Source organism: Tolypothrix sp. PCC 7601 (assembly GCF_025677855.1).
GTDB classification, from domain to species: domain Bacteria; phylum Cyanobacteriota; class Cyanobacteriia; order Cyanobacteriales; family Nostocaceae; genus Aulosira; species Aulosira diplosiphon.
Map to the genome: position 1 here is coordinate 2,940,646 of NZ_CP064879.1, position 17,510 is coordinate 2,958,155.

General features: G+C 38.5%; 15 protein-coding genes. 2 read left to right on the forward strand and 13 right to left on the reverse strand.

Annotation, left to right across the window (positions count from 1 at the left end):
- Nucleotides 1–373: 373 nt before the first annotated feature.
- The 12 genes from HG267_RS12275 to HG267_RS12330 form a co-directional block, all read right to left on the reverse strand.
- On the reverse strand, nt 374–2,587 hold the full coding sequence (locus HG267_RS12275) for a GumC family protein (RefSeq protein ID WP_045869228.1): 2,214 nt from the start codon (nt 2,585–2,587) through the stop codon (nt 374–376).
- Nucleotides 2,588–2,788: 201 nt separating this feature from the next.
- Complete coding sequence (locus HG267_RS12280; RefSeq protein ID WP_045869229.1) at nt 2,789–3,949, reverse strand: endo-1,4-beta-xylanase; 1,161 nt, start codon at nt 3,947–3,949, stop codon at nt 2,789–2,791.
- 188 nt (nt 3,950–4,137) lie between these two features.
- Nucleotides 4,138–5,193, reverse strand: coding sequence for a glycosyltransferase family 2 protein (locus HG267_RS12285; RefSeq protein WP_045869230.1), 1,056 nt, complete (start codon nt 5,191–5,193; stop codon nt 4,138–4,140).
- 29 nt (nt 5,194–5,222) lie between these two features.
- Nucleotides 5,223–5,981: a WecB/TagA/CpsF family glycosyltransferase gene (locus HG267_RS12290; protein WP_045869231.1), complete on the reverse strand. Its 759-nt coding sequence runs from the start codon at nt 5,979–5,981 to the stop codon at nt 5,223–5,225.
- On the reverse strand, nt 5,971–7,071 hold the full coding sequence (locus HG267_RS12295) for a glycosyltransferase family 4 protein (protein WP_045869232.1): 1,101 nt from the start codon (nt 7,069–7,071) through the stop codon (nt 5,971–5,973). The genes HG267_RS12290 and HG267_RS12295 overlap by 11 nt, the downstream gene beginning before the upstream one ends.
- Before the next feature lie 25 nt (nt 7,072–7,096).
- Nucleotides 7,097–8,362 (reverse strand): O-antigen ligase family protein, encoded by a 1,266-nt coding sequence (locus HG267_RS12300; protein WP_045869233.1) that lies wholly within the window; start codon nt 8,360–8,362, stop codon nt 7,097–7,099.
- A 25-nt stretch (nt 8,363–8,387) separates the two neighbouring features.
- Complete coding sequence (locus tag HG267_RS12305; protein WP_045869234.1) at nt 8,388–9,485, reverse strand: glycosyltransferase family 4 protein; 1,098 nt, start codon at nt 9,483–9,485, stop codon at nt 8,388–8,390.
- Nucleotides 9,486–9,658: 173 nt separating this feature from the next.
- Nucleotides 9,659–11,092: an oligosaccharide flippase family protein gene (locus HG267_RS12310; RefSeq protein WP_045869235.1), complete on the reverse strand. Its 1,434-nt coding sequence runs from the start codon at nt 11,090–11,092 to the stop codon at nt 9,659–9,661.
- A 175-nt stretch (nt 11,093–11,267) separates the two neighbouring features.
- Entirely contained in the window at nt 11,268–12,707 is a 1,440-nt protein-coding gene (locus HG267_RS12315) for a sugar transferase (RefSeq protein WP_045869236.1), read from the reverse strand.
- 820 nt (nt 12,708–13,527) lie between these two features.
- Nucleotides 13,528–14,766 (reverse strand): NAD(P)/FAD-dependent oxidoreductase, encoded by a 1,239-nt coding sequence (locus HG267_RS12320; RefSeq protein ID WP_045869238.1) that lies wholly within the window; start codon nt 14,764–14,766, stop codon nt 13,528–13,530.
- Between the two features lie 212 nt (nt 14,767–14,978).
- Nucleotides 14,979–15,140, reverse strand: a complete 162-nt coding sequence (gene rd / locus HG267_RS12325) for a rubredoxin (protein WP_045869643.1) — start codon at nt 15,138–15,140, stop codon at nt 14,979–14,981.
- Between the two features lie 171 nt (nt 15,141–15,311).
- Nucleotides 15,312–15,506, reverse strand: coding sequence for a hypothetical protein (locus HG267_RS12330; RefSeq protein ID WP_045869239.1), 195 nt, complete (start codon nt 15,504–15,506; stop codon nt 15,312–15,314).
- A 319-nt stretch (nt 15,507–15,825) separates the two neighbouring features.
- Here HG267_RS12330 and HG267_RS12335 point away from each other — a divergent pair, with 319 nt between their 5' ends.
- The gene (locus HG267_RS12335; RefSeq protein WP_045869240.1) at nt 15,826–16,383 is read left to right on the forward strand and encodes an SRPBCC family protein; all 558 of its coding nucleotides are present in this window, start codon (nt 15,826–15,828) and stop codon (nt 16,381–16,383) included.
- Nucleotides 16,384–16,388: 5 nt separating this feature from the next.
- A complete protein-coding gene (locus tag HG267_RS12340) occupies nt 16,389–16,964 on the forward strand; it encodes a DUF924 family protein (protein WP_045869241.1) in 576 nt (191 codons plus the stop codon).
- Between the two features lie 153 nt (nt 16,965–17,117).
- On the opposite strand, the gene HG267_RS12345 is transcribed toward HG267_RS12340, so the two are convergent.
- Nucleotides 17,118–17,354, reverse strand: a complete 237-nt coding sequence (locus HG267_RS12345; RefSeq protein ID WP_045869242.1) for a Nif11-like leader peptide family natural product precursor — start codon at nt 17,352–17,354, stop codon at nt 17,118–17,120.
- Between the last annotated feature and the right edge of the window lie 156 nt (nt 17,355–17,510).

Sequence of the window (17,510 nt, forward strand, 5' to 3'; positions counted from 1 at the left end):
CGTCATCGCACTGTGAACTAACCACGCCTCTAAAGGGTATATGGATAAAAGTTTGATGCGATTAATCCTTTTGTTGTAAGCCTTTTAACCATTTTGATGAATTCTTTATTTTCAGAATCGATTACGCGAACGATGAGCTAATAAGTTCATATTGAACATGGGTCAAGTTGCTGGGGTATGCTTTACTCATGTCACTCTCTCGGTGCTGTGTCTTTCACTATTCGCAGCTTACACTGAGAGAGTTTTTTTACAAACTACCCGACTTTTCAAACAACCTCTTAGGTGCTATCCAAAACCTTCCCAAAATAAAAAATCCCAGAGGTGCAAACCCCTGAGATTTCTTGATAACTAACTAGGTTTTTTAGTTATTGAATTATCTCTGGCTCCAAGTTCTGACTCCAGCTCCAGATTCCGTTGTTACTGTGTCAGCACTAAAATATTCTTTAGCATGATAGAAATCATTGCTAGACTCATTTTTCTCATTGATGCCATTCACTAATAAACCTAAGACATTTTGACCGGAGCGCTGTAACAATTCTTTGGCATTATTAGCGCTGTTAGAATCAATTACCCCGGGACGAGCCACTAGTAAAATGCCATCAGTCATGTGGCTTAAAGTCACAGCATCAGCAGCCAACAATAGAGGTGGAGCATCAATAATGACAAAGTCATATTGATTAGAGAATTCTTGAATTAATGTCGCCATCCGTTTAGAATCCAACAAAGCTAATGGATTAGGAGGTCTAACCCCAGCTGTTAAGACATCTAGATTTTCAATGACGTTAGATGCAGCCGTTTTGAATTCAGCTTCACCTACCAGTACTTCACTCAAACCCGCTGTATTAGTAATTTGCCAGAGATGATGCTGTGTCGGAACTCGCATATCAGCATCAATTAATAAGACTTTGCGTCCTAATTGCGCGATCGCAGCTGCTAAGTTGGCGGAAACTGTAGATTTACCTTCTTTGGGAACTGCGCTACTCACCACAATGGTTTTGAGTACCTTATCTGAACTCAGGAATCTCAGATTAGCCTGAATCATCCGGTAAATTTCGCTAGTTAAGGAACTAGGTGAATCGATAACTGCAATTTCTTGAGTAGCTATCTCTGTTTCGCGATAACGAGAGCGAATCTTTTTCGTAGATGAGGGTACTATGCCTAATAAGGTATAACCAAATATTTCTCTGATTTCCTTCAGTGTTTTCAGAGATCTATCTCTGGTTTCTAAGAAGATGACAGCAGTGGTGGCTAAAAATGCACCTAATAAAACACCTAGCACCAAAATGAAAGGTTTCAGTCCTAATGTTGGTTTGATGGGGACAGAACCTTTAGCAATGATTCGAGCATTTGGTGTATTATTGTTTTCTGCTAATTGTAATTCTTGAACCTTTTTTAAGAGAGTTTGGTAGGTTGATTGGGCAACTTCCAATCTCCTTTCTAGATCCCTTTGTTGTTGTTCTAGTTGGGGTATGATTCTTACCCTTTGTTCGTAAACAGAGCGAGAATTGTACAACGAAGTCAGTTTTTGTTCTAAACCTCGACGTTGAACTTCTGATTGCAGAAAATCTCTAATGAGGTTTTGTTTGGTTTCCCCTATTTGTAGGGTTTTTGGTGGATAATTGACTGGCCCAGCACCAGTTTGGCCAATTTCTTGTTTGAGGAGAGCTTGTAAGTTAGTTTTCCTTTGTTCTAAGTTAATAATTACTGGATTATCATCTAAGAATCGGCTGCGTTCGCTGGCTAATTGTCTGTCTATGTCTTGCAGTTGAGTGAGAATTCCTTGTACCGCAGGTGACTGACTGACAGCACTTGCCGAAAGAGCCTCTTGAGAATTTAAATTTACTTTTTGACGCAGTTCATTAGTTTGAGCAGTTGCTTGATCGAAGTCAGCTTTAACACCGTTAATGTTACTGTCTAAATTGCCAATAATTGCAACTGCAGATCGCGTCTCCTCTGCCAAATCTACGATGTTATATTTTTGTTTAAATATGCGGAGCGCCGCTTCCGCATCCTGAACAGCACTTCTATTGTTAGGAAGTTGTTTAGCCATAAATTTGCGTGTTGCTTCCGCTTCGGCGCGATTGGTGAGAATATCATTCTCTAAGTAGAGATTCATCACGTTGTTAACTACTGCGGCCGCTTCTTGAGGGTTAGGACTTTGATAGCTAACTAGCAACACATCTGTGCCACCAATTATTTTAATATTTAGGGCTTTTTTGAGTACTTCTGGTGTTAAAGGTTTACCTTCTTTGTTTTTTAGTTGTAGTTCATCTATGGTTTTTTGCAACAACAAAGGTGAAGTGATTACTTCTATTTGAGTAGTAATCGGGTTCTGAGTTGATACTAAAGGTCTTAAGTCCCCTCTAGCTTGACTTTCGCTAGGTAAGAGTTCAGATCCCACGACATTAAAAGTGGGTGTTTTAAATAATAGTTTGCCTTCTGCTTCATAGGATGGCTTGAGCAATGTTGTTGCGACAACACTAAGAGCCACTGTCGATGCAAAGATACTGGCTGCCGGTATCCATTGCCGTTTCACCATCGATAAATAACGACTCAAGTCGAAATCAATAGATTCTCTTGATTCCATAGCTCATCCCAACAAAAAGTTTTCAAAAGTGCAGGTTCAAGGCAATGAAGTAAACAACTACTTACTGGATATGGGCGTTAAATATTACTATTTAAATTAAGACTACTATCTAATTAGTATCAGTAGTATATACTAATTAGATTAAAAAACCATGAAGTTATTGATAAGAGCTGTTATTGGTTTCAGTAAAAATACTAAAACTTAGCGTTTAGGCGCTTTGTCAAAAGCTCTGGCGATCGCATTCCATGCCAATTTCGGTTTGAAGTCAGCATCCCAGGCTAAGGGTCTGACTGCTGCGCCATCTTTACGAGCTTGAAATTCTGCCAGCCAAGTATGGCGATCGCTCAATCCCCAATTGATCACAGTGTTAACTGCTGGTACTTCTAAGACTGCACCTAGATAATCTTCATAAGCTGCAGCAACTATGCGATCGCGAACAGCCACATCCGCAGGTAATTCTTGGTCTATGACATCCAGCTCTGTCACCATGATTTTAAGACCCAAGTCAGCCACTTCTTTCAAGAATTTTTGTAATTTTTGAGGATTAAAGCGAGTTTCATGAGCTAACAGATGAGATTGAATGCCAAAGGCATGAATTGGGACTTCTCTAGATTTTAAATGCTCGAGTAACTTTAAAACGGCATTCCTTTTCGCTTCATTTTCAGGAGTGTCATATTCCAGCCCATAGTCGTTATATACTAATTGAGCTTTGGGGTCTGCTTGGGCTGCAATCCGAAAAGCCATTTCAATATAATCTGGCCCCAAAAACTCTAACCAAGGCATCTTTCGCAAACCTCTAGAGTATCCATCCTCGACTGCGATCGCTTCATTGACCACATCCCAAGAATGCATTTGTCCGGCATAATGACCCATCACTTTTTGAATGTGTTGTGTCAAAAACTGCTTGGCATTTTGCTTGTTAACTGTCTCTTTAAACCAAGCAGGCAAAGACATGTACCATACTAAAGTGTGTCCGCGCAACAACATCTTATTATTGCGTGCAAATTTGGCGAACCAATCGCCCCGCTTAAAATCAAAACTATCGGGAGTTGGACGTAGTAAATCCCACTTAAGAAAGCCAGCAACTAACATTGAGCATTCTCTGACCAGCAGTTTTGCTAGCTCTGGCTCTGCTTCTAAATTTAAAGTGCCGCAATCTGCCCCATAAATTAACCCCTTACTAGCAGCACGGATTTTTAAAGGAGTTTGTCCTACTACCTGAAAGTCTCTGCGTAAAGGCGATACAGGTATAGTTTTCTTTGGGGGCATTGCTTTGCTAATTGTCAAAGCACCTATACTTGCCGCTGTTCCTAAGCCTAAGTACAAGAATCCTCTTCTATTCAGCATCCTATTTCTTACCATTTCGCATCATCCTCATGTTGTGAGCTAAGTTTATCGATTTGAAAATAGGGACTGGGGAACTTGGGGGGTAGTGGGGATCGGGGATGTATGACTGGGAAAAATGAAGATGCACCTTTTGACTTATGACTCTATGATCCTTGACCCTTAACGTTCTAGGCTACACAGTTGATCACTGCTACTGGATAGATTCACGCCTTATTAGAAATGTATTCTTGCCAATTGTTTAATTTATCATTGGCTTGCAAACAAACCAGTAGGTCTACACAAAATGCGGTGACTGCTACAGGCAAAAACAGCACTGCCTTATGTAAGGATAATTGCAGCAAGCTATTAAATCGACGTAACAGCAACCATGAGGGAATTACCCAACCGCTTTTTTGGGAAACGTTGGCTTGGATTAACTTGCTGACCCATAATGGATCTTGTTCATTGCGAGCTTTGATAATTGCACCTGCATCTTGGTGCTGGTTGCAGATGGCTTGTAAGTCTTCATAAATCAATGTGTTGATGGTGTTAGCTAAAATCAACCATCGTTCATGGCGGAGTAAGCGACGAATGTCAGTATAAGCTTCAAATACATGGGATGCAGAATCAGCACGTACCACCCGTTCTGGTACTTCTGGGGAAGTTAACAAGTTGGTCACAACCATCTTCCACAAAAAGCCGTCTTCTACTTCAATACCTTTGGGCATCCAAATTCTACGTAATACGTCAGCCCTAGCACAATAAAGCTGCCCGCAAATCCAGACTGATTTAGCTCCTGATACTTTAGAAACAGCCAGCGATAGCTGATCTATTAAACTTTTCTTCTCCTTCAGGGCTACATCCTTGACTAATGTATCTACAGATACACAAGCATGAGGATTGACTTCCAGAGCTTCTACCATTGAATGCAGAGTAGTAGGAGCCAGAAATTGAATATCCGCATCCATCAGGAATATGTAATCGGCACTGGGGTCAGAAAACTGATGGACGTAATTATTCCAAGCATTAGGCTTACCTGCTTCTTTAACTTCGCAGACTTTTCCAGAAACAGCAGGATTAACGGTAGACTGAACTAACTTTTCTAATGTGGTACGTGCGATCGCATCTGTCTCATCAGTGCAACCATTGGGTACTACCACAATTTCAATTGCTGTATTACTATCAGCTGTTTGAAATATACTCTGTGCAAATAAAGATTGCAGTGTGTTGCTAATACAATTAGCTTCGTTATAAGCAAGTATACCAATACTAATTTTCACTCTTCTACCCTCTGATTATTTATTGATGATTAGTTCAACATTAATGTCTGAAAACGCTGCTTCAATACCAGCCAAATAAATGTAGGATTGCCCAGGATATATCGCTTCCACAAACGGCTAGGTTCAACTATCAGCCGAAACAACCATTCTAGACCTGACTTTTGCATCCAGACTGGCGCTCTTGTGACCATATCAGCCACTAGCTCAAAGCTTACGCCAATACCAACAGAAATTGGTACTTCTAACTCTTGATAATTCTGAGCTATCCATTTCTCTTGTTTGGGTGCTCCCAATCCTACAAATAGAATATCGGGAGAGGCAGCTTTAATTTTAGAATTAATTGCGGCTAATTCTTCTGGCTGGTTTTCAAATCCATAAGGGGGACAATAAGTACCCACAATTGACAGATTTGGATGTCTAGCTTTGAGCTTTTGTTTAGCTTGATCTGCTGCTCCCGGACGACCACCTAATAAAAATATCTTTAACCCTTTTTCTGCTGCTACAGCACAGAGCTTTTCAAACAAATCTGTGCCGTTCACTCTGCCGTTTAAGGGGGTTTGCAAAAATTTAGCGGCCCATAAAAGAGATACACCATCTGGTACTACTAAAAAAGCTTGGCGGTAAATTTCTCTAAAATAAGCATCTTTTTGTAAAGTTAAAATATGCATAGCATTAGGAGTAACCACATATTCGGGCTGACTCCTAGAAATCGCATGATTGACAATTTGGCTAGTAACTTCCTCAAAACTATATTTATCTATCTCCACACCACAAATATTAATTCTCATGCAGTATCTCCTCAGTTGGATGAAAGTTAGATATTGAATAATAGGTTTCGGCTAAATTATGACAATAATTTTTAATATCAAACGGCTCAACATTTTTTCTAGCAACTTTCCCTAGAGCCAGGCGTAAACTTTCATCTGCAATTAATAATTGTATCGCTTGCGATAGCTCTTGTATATTTCCCGGGGTAACTAAAAGACCATTTTGCTGGTTAACTATTAATTCAGGTATACCCCCAACAGGTGTTGCAATTATGGGTAACCCCCAGCCCATAGCTTCTAAAATAGCCATAGGTAGACCTTCGTTATAGGAAGGCAAAACAAATATATTGGCTTGGGATAATAGCTCATTCATTTGTTTTGCATCAATCCAACCTAAAAAAGTTACCTTCTCTGTTAGGTTGAGATTATCGGCTAATTCTTGTGCTTTGCTAATCTCACCATCTCCTGCCAAAATCAACTTGGTATGAGCTTTTTGGCTATCAGGCAATTTAGCAAACGCCTCAATTAAATCAAATGCACCTTTACGTTGACCTACCCGTCCACAAAAAACTAAATTTAGCTGAGTAGAGTTAGCCCGATTGGGAATTTCAGCAGGTATTTCTGTGGGATTAGGCATCACAATCACTTGTTTTGGATTTAATCCTAAGTTGCTCACATAATAGTCTTTCCAAGTATTGGAAAGCACGATAAATCCTTGGCTTTGGCGAAATACCCAACTGACAGTTTTTTGTGCCCATAGCGGTAATTTACTGTAAGTTACATGAAATTCTGCCCCATGAGCGTGCATTAATACAGGCTTGCCAAATATTGCTGTTACAATTAGCAAAATTGCTTTACGTAAAACACTCCCTCCATCTGAAAGATGAATATGTACAAGGGCAATTTTTTGAATTGTCAGACACCAGATTAACTTGATTAAAGCTTTAGTAAATACTATTAATCTGTGGACAATTGAACCTTCATCGTGGCTAGTTATATGCTCAATATCTATAAGATAATTAATATAATTAATTATTAATTTCTCAGCAGTTGCAATGCCTCCATTCTGTTGAAGACTTGCGCCAATCATCAATATTTTAATTTTATTCATGATTTAAATTATTAAATAATTTATTTCAAATAAATTTCTGTTTATTTAACTGTTGATTATGAGTTTTTGGTGGTAGTAATACTGTGAGTCCTACTGCCACATATAGCACCCAAGATATATCATTTTGCACCATAAATGTTGTTTCTGTCATATTAGCTAAAAAGATATATGTAATGTAAATACCAGGCCAAAAAGCATCAACAGTTTTGGTTTGATAAACCCAAATAAATGACCGTATTAAACTGAATGTAAAACCTAATGCACATAATAATAATCCTAAAATTCCTACTGTCAGCCAAATATCTAACCATCCATTGTGAGCATAAGGTGCTTTCCAACCAACTGCGTACCAAACATTAACAGCTTCACTATTTTCCCCTAGCCAAAAAGCACCGTAACCATAGCCTAGCAAAGGCTTTTTCCAAATCATATCCAATACAGCCAACCATAGATCTGTACGACCACTGAGGTTAGAACCTTTACCGAAAGAAGCCAGGATACTATCGCTATTTGACTGCAGGATGATAAATAAACTGGCAAATATAGAACCAAAAAAGCATAAGGCGGGAATCATCATATCTAATCGCAAGCGTAATCCTCGAAAGAAGAAGAATGCGAACATCATATTCCCAAAATTTAAAAGAGATGATGTTGATCTTGTCATTAACAACATGATTATTGACAATCCAAATCCCAACCACAAAGGCAGAGACCTTTCTTTCTTGTCAATAGCAAGTAGCAAAAATACCAGCGCACTTAGCATCATGATAATGCCACAAGAATTTTTATGAGGGTAAATACCCCGCCAAGCTCCAGCATGTACCCCACCCATTACACCATATTTGGGTAATCCTACAGAAAACATCAAACTTAAAATAACTGCTAAACCAAATGTCCATGCCAATAACTCGAGCTGTTCTTTGAGGGTATAACGTGTAGCTAAGTAAATTCCAAATAAACTTGTTCCTACTAATCCAATAGCTCTAGTCTGTGTAGTAGTTGGGTCATAAGACCAAAAAATAGAACATACTGCAATTGCCACTAAACTCCAGATAAATTTATCTTTGCGGAGTAGATAAATTACTTTTTTCCAGCGAGCAATCAGCAGCAATAGCGTAATTGCATAAATAATGATGAACAGTATCCGAACTGGGATAGAGTCAAAATCCTGGACTAGAGCTTCTCCCTCACTTTGACCACCCATCAATATCAATACTAGTGGCCCACCTGAATAATGTAACAGGGACAAAACTGTGAATGCTCGCTCAAAAAATCCCAAAAGTTTTTTCATATCCTGATACTGAAAAGTGCTTCATTTACGCATATTTGATAGTTTTGTGGTAAACATCTACTGTCTGAGCAGCAATATTTGACCAATTCAAGTCTTGCTGAGAGCGAGATAGGGCTGCAATTTGCATTTTTTGCTGCAATTGATCATCACTTAATAAATGAATAATTGCCTTTGCTAAGGCTTCCACATCACCCGGTGGAACCAATAAACCATCTTCTTGATCGCGAACTATCTCTTTTAAACCTCCCACTTCCGAAGCAATTATTGGCGTTCCCATACCATATGATAAAGCTGCTACGCCACTTTGAGATGCCTCAATATATGGCAGAATAGTAGCTGTGCTACGTTGAAATAACTTCACTACATCTTCATTAGAAATAAAATTATTAATAATTTCGTAGCGCTGTTCATCATATCCATGCGGAAAATATTGATGAATATTTTCGCCTCTACCAGCAATAATTAGCTTGACATCAGGAATACGTTCAGCAACTAACGGCATTGCTTGTAGCAAATATTTTAAGCCTTTGTACGGCCAAATTCTGCCAAAAAATAGCAAGGTAGCTGGTTCTTTCGGGGAGCTATATTTCTGTGTACGGCGATGATATAAACTGCCAAGCTCACCATGTGGCAGAATATTAATTTTGTCTTTTGGTATGCGAAATTGTTGATTTAAAGTTTCTTGATGCTGTTGTGTATGGACAATTAATTGTTGGGAACGATAAAACGCTATAGGTCGAGTATATTGAGAAGCAAATACTTGTTCTCCATCCCCTGGGTGACCAAACACATCGTGAATTGTTGTCACTAGGGGCGGCATTTTAGCGAATAAAAGATTTAATAAATACCAAATATCATTAGATTCTTGAACATGGAGAACATCAGGCTGAACTTCTCGAATAATATGCATCATCTCGGCTATGGAACGGATATTGCGAGGATGACGCATGGGTGGTTTTTCAAATCTTAGTACTGGAATACGTTCATCGAGTACACCTTTGCAAGCAGGGGCACTCTTTTGTTGCTGGATTAAAGTTAAATCAACATAATTGACTAAGCTATTGGCTAATTCAATAGTGTAATCATCAAAGCAAAAATTGAGTAAAGCGACTTTAATAGCCATTTGATTTACAATTAAATTTTAATTAAAAAAATGGATGAAATGCTTGAGATTTTAATTATTATGTATTAGTAATTGAGTAACCTCATCTCTAACATTTTGATTTTTGGCTATTTGACAGTAAACAAATAAATTTAATCTTTAACGACATGAGATATCGTTAAAAATACTGTTAATTAGCCTTCTTTAAATATTTTCTGCCTGATTTTATGAATACCTCCTAATTGTTGCACAGTCATTGCACCCATTAATAAGCCGTAAGCACAGATTGATGCAATTAAAATTACTAAGAAATCTAAATTGAGCTTTTCTAATAGCACAAATACAATTAACATTAAAAATGTAATTAGTAGTGGACGACGCAGGACATTCCATAGACGCAATGAAAAGAGACGGCGATATGTAACATACATATATAAACTAAAGTTTACTAAAGACATCACCAACCCCATCAATGCGGCACCTAATAACTTATACTGTGAAATAAATACTATCCCTGCTAATCCTCCAACTGTAGATGTTAAAGCAACTTCTAAAAGATTAAACTTCTCTAGACCGTTAGCTATTAACAAATAACTGAGTGCTTTAGAAAATGTACCTGCAATAATTCCTAATGAAATCAGATGTAGAATTGTATCTGCTTGTAAAAAGCTTTGATCTTTATAAACAAATAATAATAAATCTTTGCCAAAGAACCACAATCCTAATGCAAAAGGTAACCCCATACAAAGTAGAAGCTCAATAATATTTTCTGTAGATTCTCTTTGTTCTTCTTTACCCAAATATACTGCCTTAGACATACGGGGAAAGGCTGCCATATTTGCACTATTGGCAACAATATAAAATGGCTGCATCAATTGTGTAACAGCGCCATAAAGACCTATTAAAAACTCATTCCCTAACAGGGAGAGTATGAGTACGTCTAACTTACCAGCAATAATTCCTACACCTTCAAGAGCAAAAAATGTCCGAGCAGCTTTGATAGTATTGAAAATAAAGTCTCGCTTAATTTGCCATTGAGGTTGAATCATTCTAGTGAGTAAAATCCACTGAATTATAGTAATTAATAATTCAGAAATTACTAATATACCCGCAATATGTACTACTCCATAACGCATTTGCATAACCCAAAGCATTACCAATAAACGCAGGATGTAAATTGGTACTGTTGAGATCGTAATTAAATGCATTTTTTCTTGGGCTTGGAAAATCGCTTCTGTAATGTTAGAAAGCGCAAAGGGCAAAATAGCTAAACCCATAACGTAACAAACAATTGATGTGTCAGCGCTATAGGGTAACAAAAATACCCAAACTACAAGTCCTAAGTAGCCAATAAAGCTGAGAATTAGCTGCAACAAAGTCCCACTCACGAGATAAACAGGAGTTTCTTCTGGCGAACGGGAAAGTTCTCGCGTAAACAAAGTCTTTAAACCTTGAGAAGCAAGGTTAACAAAGATATAGTAATAGCTAATTGCTAATAGGTATTGACCTAAAGCGTAAGCTCCCAAATTACGAGCTATAGCCGCAGTTAAGACAAAAGTTGTAACTCCTTGTGCCAGACGATTTATTAAAAGTGACAGAGAATTGATGAGAACTTTTGTCTTTCCCATTATCTATATTTTTGGTGTGATTTTGTTTTTTTGAGTAAAACTCGGTATGGAATATTTAGACTAGATTTATACAGAAGCTACCGCAGTTTTGTGACTTGCTTTAGATATTTTGCTATCTTCCACAAGTTAATATTTCTGGATAGTGTGAGTACTCAGTATTGCTAATTAATAGAGTTTAATAAGCGCCTTCTTTAGTCAAAACTACTTTGACTGTTTTGAACAAAATTTCAAAATCTAGCCAAAGTGACCAATGTTCAATGTAGCTAAGATCCATCTGGATTACTTGTTCAAAATCTAAGATATTGGATCTGCCTGAAACTTGCCAAAGACCTGTAATCCCAGGTAAAACATCATGACGGATAAAATGATGTTCAGAAAATTTATCTACATCTCTGGTAGGTAAAGGTCTAGGGCCAACCAAACTCATTTCTCCGCAAAGAATGTTAAAAAGTTGAGGGATTTCATCTAGGCTATAACGACGCAGGAATGAGCCTACACGGGTAATGCGAGGGTCATTTTTAATCTTAAAAATGATTCCATCTTTAGTCTCGTTTAATGCCTCTAACTCTCTTTGCAGTTTCTCTGCATCCGATCTCATTGTTCGGAATTTCCATACTTTGAAAGGTCTGCCACGTAAACCAATGCGGGTTTGTCGATAAAATACTGTGCCGGGAGAATCTAACTTGATGGCTATAGAAATTGCCAGAAAAATTGGGGATAACAAAAATATTAAGATTGCTGCTAAACAAAAATCCAAACTTCTTTTGATCCAAAAGTCCTTGGCTGTGATGATGGGGCAATCTAAGCTAAGACAAGTTACGCCACCAATCTCATTAAATTCTACATTTCTATAAATGTTTTTGATTTCCGCTGACAAAAGATGTACCAGGATGCCAGATGACTGAAATAGCCAACGGATAAACATTCTATTTTTGATGGCATTCCAAGCAATAAATACTTCAGTTACGCCTAAATCATTGAGTTTTTCTAAAGTCTCTTGGCGATAGTAACGATCTAAACATCTGGGACTAGCAGTTCCGCAGATGATGTAACGCTTTTCTTTTTTGATCAGGCTGATAAACTTTTCGGTATCTTCGGGATCGCAAATAATAAAAACATAAGACTGTCCTAATATTTTGCGATGACGAAGATGTTCAAGTGTCAGATTTGTGGCAAATCTGCCCAGACTAACTAAAGATGTACTGAGCAACCAAGACCAGATTAATGTTGTACGAGAAATTTCAACATCAGGTTGGTATAAAAATACAAAAGCTAGTATTAATCCGTGGGCAAAAGTTAATGTTTTGAGAATATTTAAATAGTCGTAACGCTTTTTTCCAGGTTGATAATTACCTTGAATGGCTAATGCTACTATTTGAATAGCAATAGTCATGAGTATTGGTGAAAAAGTGCTTGGTATTTGCCAAGTGAAATCTACAGCATCAGTATGATATTTAGCCAATATCCAAGCTAGGAATAGAACTGTGGAGTCTAGTAAACCTAGAGTGAGGAATCGTAGCCACCATAAGCCCTTTCTTAGCCTAATAGGTACAGATGCGCGTAAGTCTAGTGGTGCCTCTCTGAAGGGGGCATTAGTTACAGTTTTTATTGTCATAAACTTTAGTTTGATTATTCTCAGTCAGCAAGGATATTTGTTTGCTGAATTGCAACTTGAGTTAGGTTGATTAAAAACTTGAGTGCGAGGTTAAGTAAGCACTGCAATTATGTTCAGCAGCAAGGTGCAAATAATTTATATATGCACAAGGAGTTCTTGCTCTTCAATTTGTAGAAAATTTACAGCCGAAGAGACTGCTAAACTGGTTATTTATTAGTTCTTAATTCAAACTTTACGTAGTAGCAAGACGTAAGTATTTATGGTTTCCTCTTGGTTTTTGTGGCTTGCTTATCCATTACTTAACTATAGTAATTAAGGTTTTGGTTGCCACATTGCCTTTTCGCTCTAGCTATAGCAATTGTCAGGCATTAGCTAAACTATGTTGCTGGCAAGAGGTAACATATATCCGGTTGGCAGAATGTAATTCCCACATCATAGCCTCCGAATATCTCATTAAAGAGCTTACTGAACTTGCCTCCCCAACTGGTAATACTACTTAGATATTGTCTCACCAAATTAACAATTGATGAATCTATCTCGAGAGGGGGATGAACTTCAGTAGGTAGATTGTCCCTGGTGTTTAGAGCTATCTGTTTCATCTAACTCGACTTTTGGTTTCGCATGAAAGAGCGTTCGCTAGTTAGAAGTTAACATTTCTAGCTCGCATACCTACAAAATTCACTGCATCTTTACCGAGTATTTAATTTTTATGTCTCACCAAATTTATTTTATGTTGATAATATAAAGAAGATTTTTAATTACGTATTTATGCTAGAATTACCGAACAATTACTAAAACTAATTGTTAAGTTAAGTAAAACTTAATTATTCATTCCTATGGATATACCAGCTAGATGTGCAGTAGTCCAAGCACTTTGGAAGTTAAACCCACCTGTCACGCCATCTATATCTAACACTTCCCCTGCAAAGTAAAAACCTGGAATCAACTTACTTTCCATTGTTTTAAAGTTGACTTCTTTAAGATTAACACCTCCACAGGTAACAAACTCTTCTTTAAAGGCTCCTTTACCTGCAATTAAGTATTCTCCTTGAGTCAGCTCTGCCAACATCTTGTTTAAAGTTTTGTTAGACAGTTCTGCCCATCGGTATTCTGTAGTTATACCTACACGCGTAAGAATATATTGCCAGAGACGGTGCGGTAAGTCAACGCCACGATGTAGAGCAATCGGTCGCTTTCCCCATTCAGTTTTGACAGCTAAGATTTTTTCCTTTACTTGTTCTGGTGACAAATCAGGTAGCCAATTAATGAGTAATTTCGATTGATAGCGGCTTTCATATAAGACTCTCGCACCCCAAGCTGAAAGCTTCAAAACTGCGGGGCCACTTAAACCCCAATGAGTAATCAGTACAGATCCAGTTTGTTGTAAAGCAGCTTTACCACTCATAGGCAAACGCAACTGTACGGGGTTAACACTGATTCCGGCTAATGCTCTTAATTGTTGATCGGGAATATTGAAGGTAAATAAGGAAGGGACAGGCGATACAATTTGATGACCTAACTCCTGGGCAATTTTATACCCTACCAGGCTGCTACCTGTGGCAAGGAGTAAGCGATCGCACTTTAGCTTCTCTCCCGACTTCAAAATTATCTCAAACCCTGTTGTCTCAGTTTCTCGTTTGACTGCAACCACAGGTGTCCCAACACGCAGTTCTACCCCAGCGTTGGTGGCTGCATTCATCAAACATTCAACAATAGTTTCTGAACTATCGGTGATAGGAAACATCCGCCCATCAGATTCAGTTTTCAGCGTGACTCCGCGTTTAGCAAACCAAGCTATTGTATCTTGGGGTAGAAAGCGCGAAAAAGCACCCCGCAAGGCTTTTTCGCCTCTGGGGTAATTTTGCACCAGCCTCTCGGGTTCAAAGCAAGCATGAGTGACATTACAGCGTCCACCACCAGAAATGCGGACTTTTGCTAGTGGCTGACGGCTGGCTTCTAATAAAATAACTTGGGCATGAGGATTAGCATTAGCGCAAGCGATCGCACCAAAAAATCCCGCAGCCCCGCCCCCAATAACTACAACTTTCAACGGTAACAAGTTTACAATCGGTCTCAATCACAACTACTTTCTAGCCTAGTACAACAAGGCAAAAGTCAAAAGTCAAAAGTCAAAAGAAAGACATAGTTATAGCACAAGCCTTTTAGCAATTACAGATGGGCTGTTTCTCTTACAAAGTTTGGCGGGACGGAAACCGACACCGCCAACTTTGCGCTATTTACGCCGACTTGTACTAGCTGTGATTTTCACACTTATTCTGCTGGTTCAAATTCTTCTTTCGCAGCGCCGCAAACCGGACATACCCAATCATCGGATATTTCTTCAAAAGTTGTGCCTGGTTCTACCCCACTATCTGGATCGCCTACTTCGGGGTCGTATTCATAGCCACAGACACTACAAATGTACTTAGACATTGTACTTTCTCCTGGTAAATTGCCGATTTTGCTGCACTTTACCATAGGCTTCCTACCATCCATCACTAACTGGGGAGGGGGTTTATCATTTGTCTTTGGGTAATAGGTAATTGGTAATTGGTAATGGGAATTTCTCCCCTTTCCCCCTTTTCTCCCTCATTCCCCAATCCCCTAAAACCGCCACCAAGTTTTTTGCACGTAACTGAGAATTGCAACTGCGATCGCTGCTAGAAATAACAGCCAAATAATGCCACCAGGGAGAAAAGTCAGAACCCCAAACCCTCTCAGCAACCATACGGCTATTCCCATGCCTAAGAGGATACCGAAAACTTGGGTTAATCTACGATTTAAAGAAGATTGACTCATCTATTTTTCCTTGAATATCAATATTTTTTGAAAGTAACTTGCATATTTGATAATCTTTGTGCCATTCTATCCTTTATAAATTTCCTTTTTTACTTAATAGTGTGACTCGCGTAAAAGCGTTTCAATATTTTATTTAAATTTGCTTCATCTAAAATACATATTCTCTCAGTATATTCACTAAAAATTTACTGAGAAATCACTATTTCCGGAAAATAGATCTGTTGAACTGCAACTAGAATTTAAGGGGTTGAACTCGATCCAGTTTGTAGGTTTGCAGTTCAAATATATGTGGATAAGTTGAGGAGTCAAGGTAGGAAATATGTCTGCGTCTCAAATTTCAGACTCAACTATTAAAGGTTCAGATATGCCTTGGAGTCAAAACGAGCAAAAATTGCTCATACAGGGTGAAATCTTGGTAAAAACGGAATCGCACACCGCGTGGGGTGGTGCTGTCACTGCTTGGATGTATGTTCCACTAGTGCGATCGCAGGTTTGGCAACAATTAACTGACTACCCCCGTTGGGTACATTATTTTCCTGACATTACTAAAAGTGAGGTTGTGTCTAAAGGAGAAGTTAAGCGTCTGTACCAAGCTGCACAAAAAGCTTTCTTATTTTTCACAGCACAGGTAGAAATTTATCTGAATGTTGTGGAAGTTTTGGGACAGCAAATTCAGTTTCGGATGGAAAAAGGAACGTTTGAAGACTTTAAAGCTAATTTAGAGTTACAAGATTGCGGAAATGGCACATTGCTTGCTTATAATGTGCAAGCCACTCCCAATCTCTTGATTCCTTCAATTATTATCCAACAAGCAATGAACTTTGAATTACCTGCTAATATGCGTAAAATGCGGCAAGTGCTTTGTAAAGGTCAATAACAGCAATGTCACAGGCAAAAGCTATTTTGGAATTCTGGTTTGGTCATCCTGATGAACCTGGTTATGGCAAACCTCAGACTTTTTGGTTTAGCAAAACACCAGATTTTGATCGGGAAATGACCAACCGTTTTCTGAAAGATTACCAAAAAGCAGCTGCGGGATATTTAGATGATTGGGTAGATTTACCAGAAACTTGTTTAGCTTTGATTTTGCTGCTAGATCAATTTCCCCGGAATATGTTTCGCGGTACTCCCGAAGCTTTTGCTACTGATTGGGAAGCGCTTTCAGCAGCACAGCAAGCGGTGGCGAGACAGTACGATCGCGAATTTTTGCCTGTACAACGCTGGTTTATCTATTTACCCTTTGAGCATAGTGAGAATTTAGAGGATCAGCGCCGTTGTGTGAAGCTATTTCAGCAAATTAGTCACGATCCTGAGAGTGCTGGTGCTATTAAGTATGCCTTTCGCCACATGGAAATAATTGAGCGCTTTGGGCGGTTTCCCCATCGCAATAGTATTTTAGGACGACCTTCAACTCCAGAGGAAATAGAGTTTTTAAAGCAGGCTGGTTCGTCCTTTTAAGGTAATTTCATTGCAAGACGCTTTCTAGATAGAAGAAAGCGTCTTCTACCAATTCTTATTTTCCACACAATATTCTTCTACGCTATAAACAAACAAAACCAGTTCGCCTGTGCAAGCAGGTAGCAGATTTAAATTTAAGAAAAAAGTTCCCGACTAGGCTAAATTCAAAGAATCATCAGCATAATTAGACTCTGTTTCAAACCATACTTGGTCTAGCTCGTTTTCATTGAAGTTGTAACCGTGAGTCGCTGCAAATCTCACAATTTTACTTTTATCCCAATGACAACTGCCAAAAAATCCTCGGCTACAGCACTTGTTTTGGTATTGATCGTAAATTGCTGGTTCTGACATTAATAGGTCATAAAATGCTTTAACCTGTTCTAGTGCCATAAAATTTTTCCTGATAATATTAGTTTTCTTATTTACTCAAAACTACATGACAATAAACCCGGATTCCGGGTTAATAATTTAGCCTTCAAGATTCTGCTTCAAGTTTTTACAAAAACTTGAAGTTCTTGTACTTAGTATCTGGTTAATTAATGCTCT

What these genes read in the sequence shown, in the direction of transcription:
- HG267_RS12275 (WP_045869228.1), bottom strand. Translation starts at nt 2,587, where the DNA reads ATGGAATCAAGAGAATCTATTGATTTCGACTTGAGTCGTTATTTATCG.
- HG267_RS12280 (WP_045869229.1), bottom strand. Translation starts at nt 3,949, where the DNA reads ATGGTAAGAAATAGGATGCTGAATAGAAGAGGATTCTTGTACTTAGGC.
- HG267_RS12290 (WP_045869231.1), bottom strand. Translation starts at nt 5,981, where the DNA reads ATGAGAATTAATATTTGTGGTGTGGAGATAGATAAATATAGTTTTGAG.
- HG267_RS12295 (WP_045869232.1), bottom strand. Translation starts at nt 7,071, where the DNA reads ATGAATAAAATTAAAATATTGATGATTGGCGCAAGTCTTCAACAGAAT.
- HG267_RS12300 (WP_045869233.1), bottom strand. Translation starts at nt 8,362, where the DNA reads ATGAAAAAACTTTTGGGATTTTTTGAGCGAGCATTCACAGTTTTGTCC.
- HG267_RS12305 (WP_045869234.1), bottom strand. Translation starts at nt 9,485, where the DNA reads ATGGCTATTAAAGTCGCTTTACTCAATTTTTGCTTTGATGATTACACT.
- HG267_RS12310 (WP_045869235.1), bottom strand. Translation starts at nt 11,092, where the DNA reads ATGGGAAAGACAAAAGTTCTCATCAATTCTCTGTCACTTTTAATAAAT.
- HG267_RS12315 (WP_045869236.1), bottom strand. Translation starts at nt 12,707, where the DNA reads ATGACAATAAAAACTGTAACTAATGCCCCCTTCAGAGAGGCACCACTA.
- rd (WP_045869643.1), bottom strand. Translation starts at nt 15,140, where the DNA reads ATGTCTAAGTACATTTGTAGTGTCTGTGGCTATGAATACGACCCCGAA.
- HG267_RS12330 (WP_045869239.1), bottom strand. Translation starts at nt 15,506, where the DNA reads ATGAGTCAATCTTCTTTAAATCGTAGATTAACCCAAGTTTTCGGTATC.
- HG267_RS12335 (WP_045869240.1), top strand. Translation starts at nt 15,826, where the DNA reads ATGTCTGCGTCTCAAATTTCAGACTCAACTATTAAAGGTTCAGATATG.
- HG267_RS12340 (WP_045869241.1), top strand. Translation starts at nt 16,389, where the DNA reads ATGTCACAGGCAAAAGCTATTTTGGAATTCTGGTTTGGTCATCCTGAT.
- HG267_RS12345 (WP_045869242.1), bottom strand. Translation starts at nt 17,354, where the DNA reads ATGGCACTAGAACAGGTTAAAGCATTTTATGACCTATTAATGTCAGAA.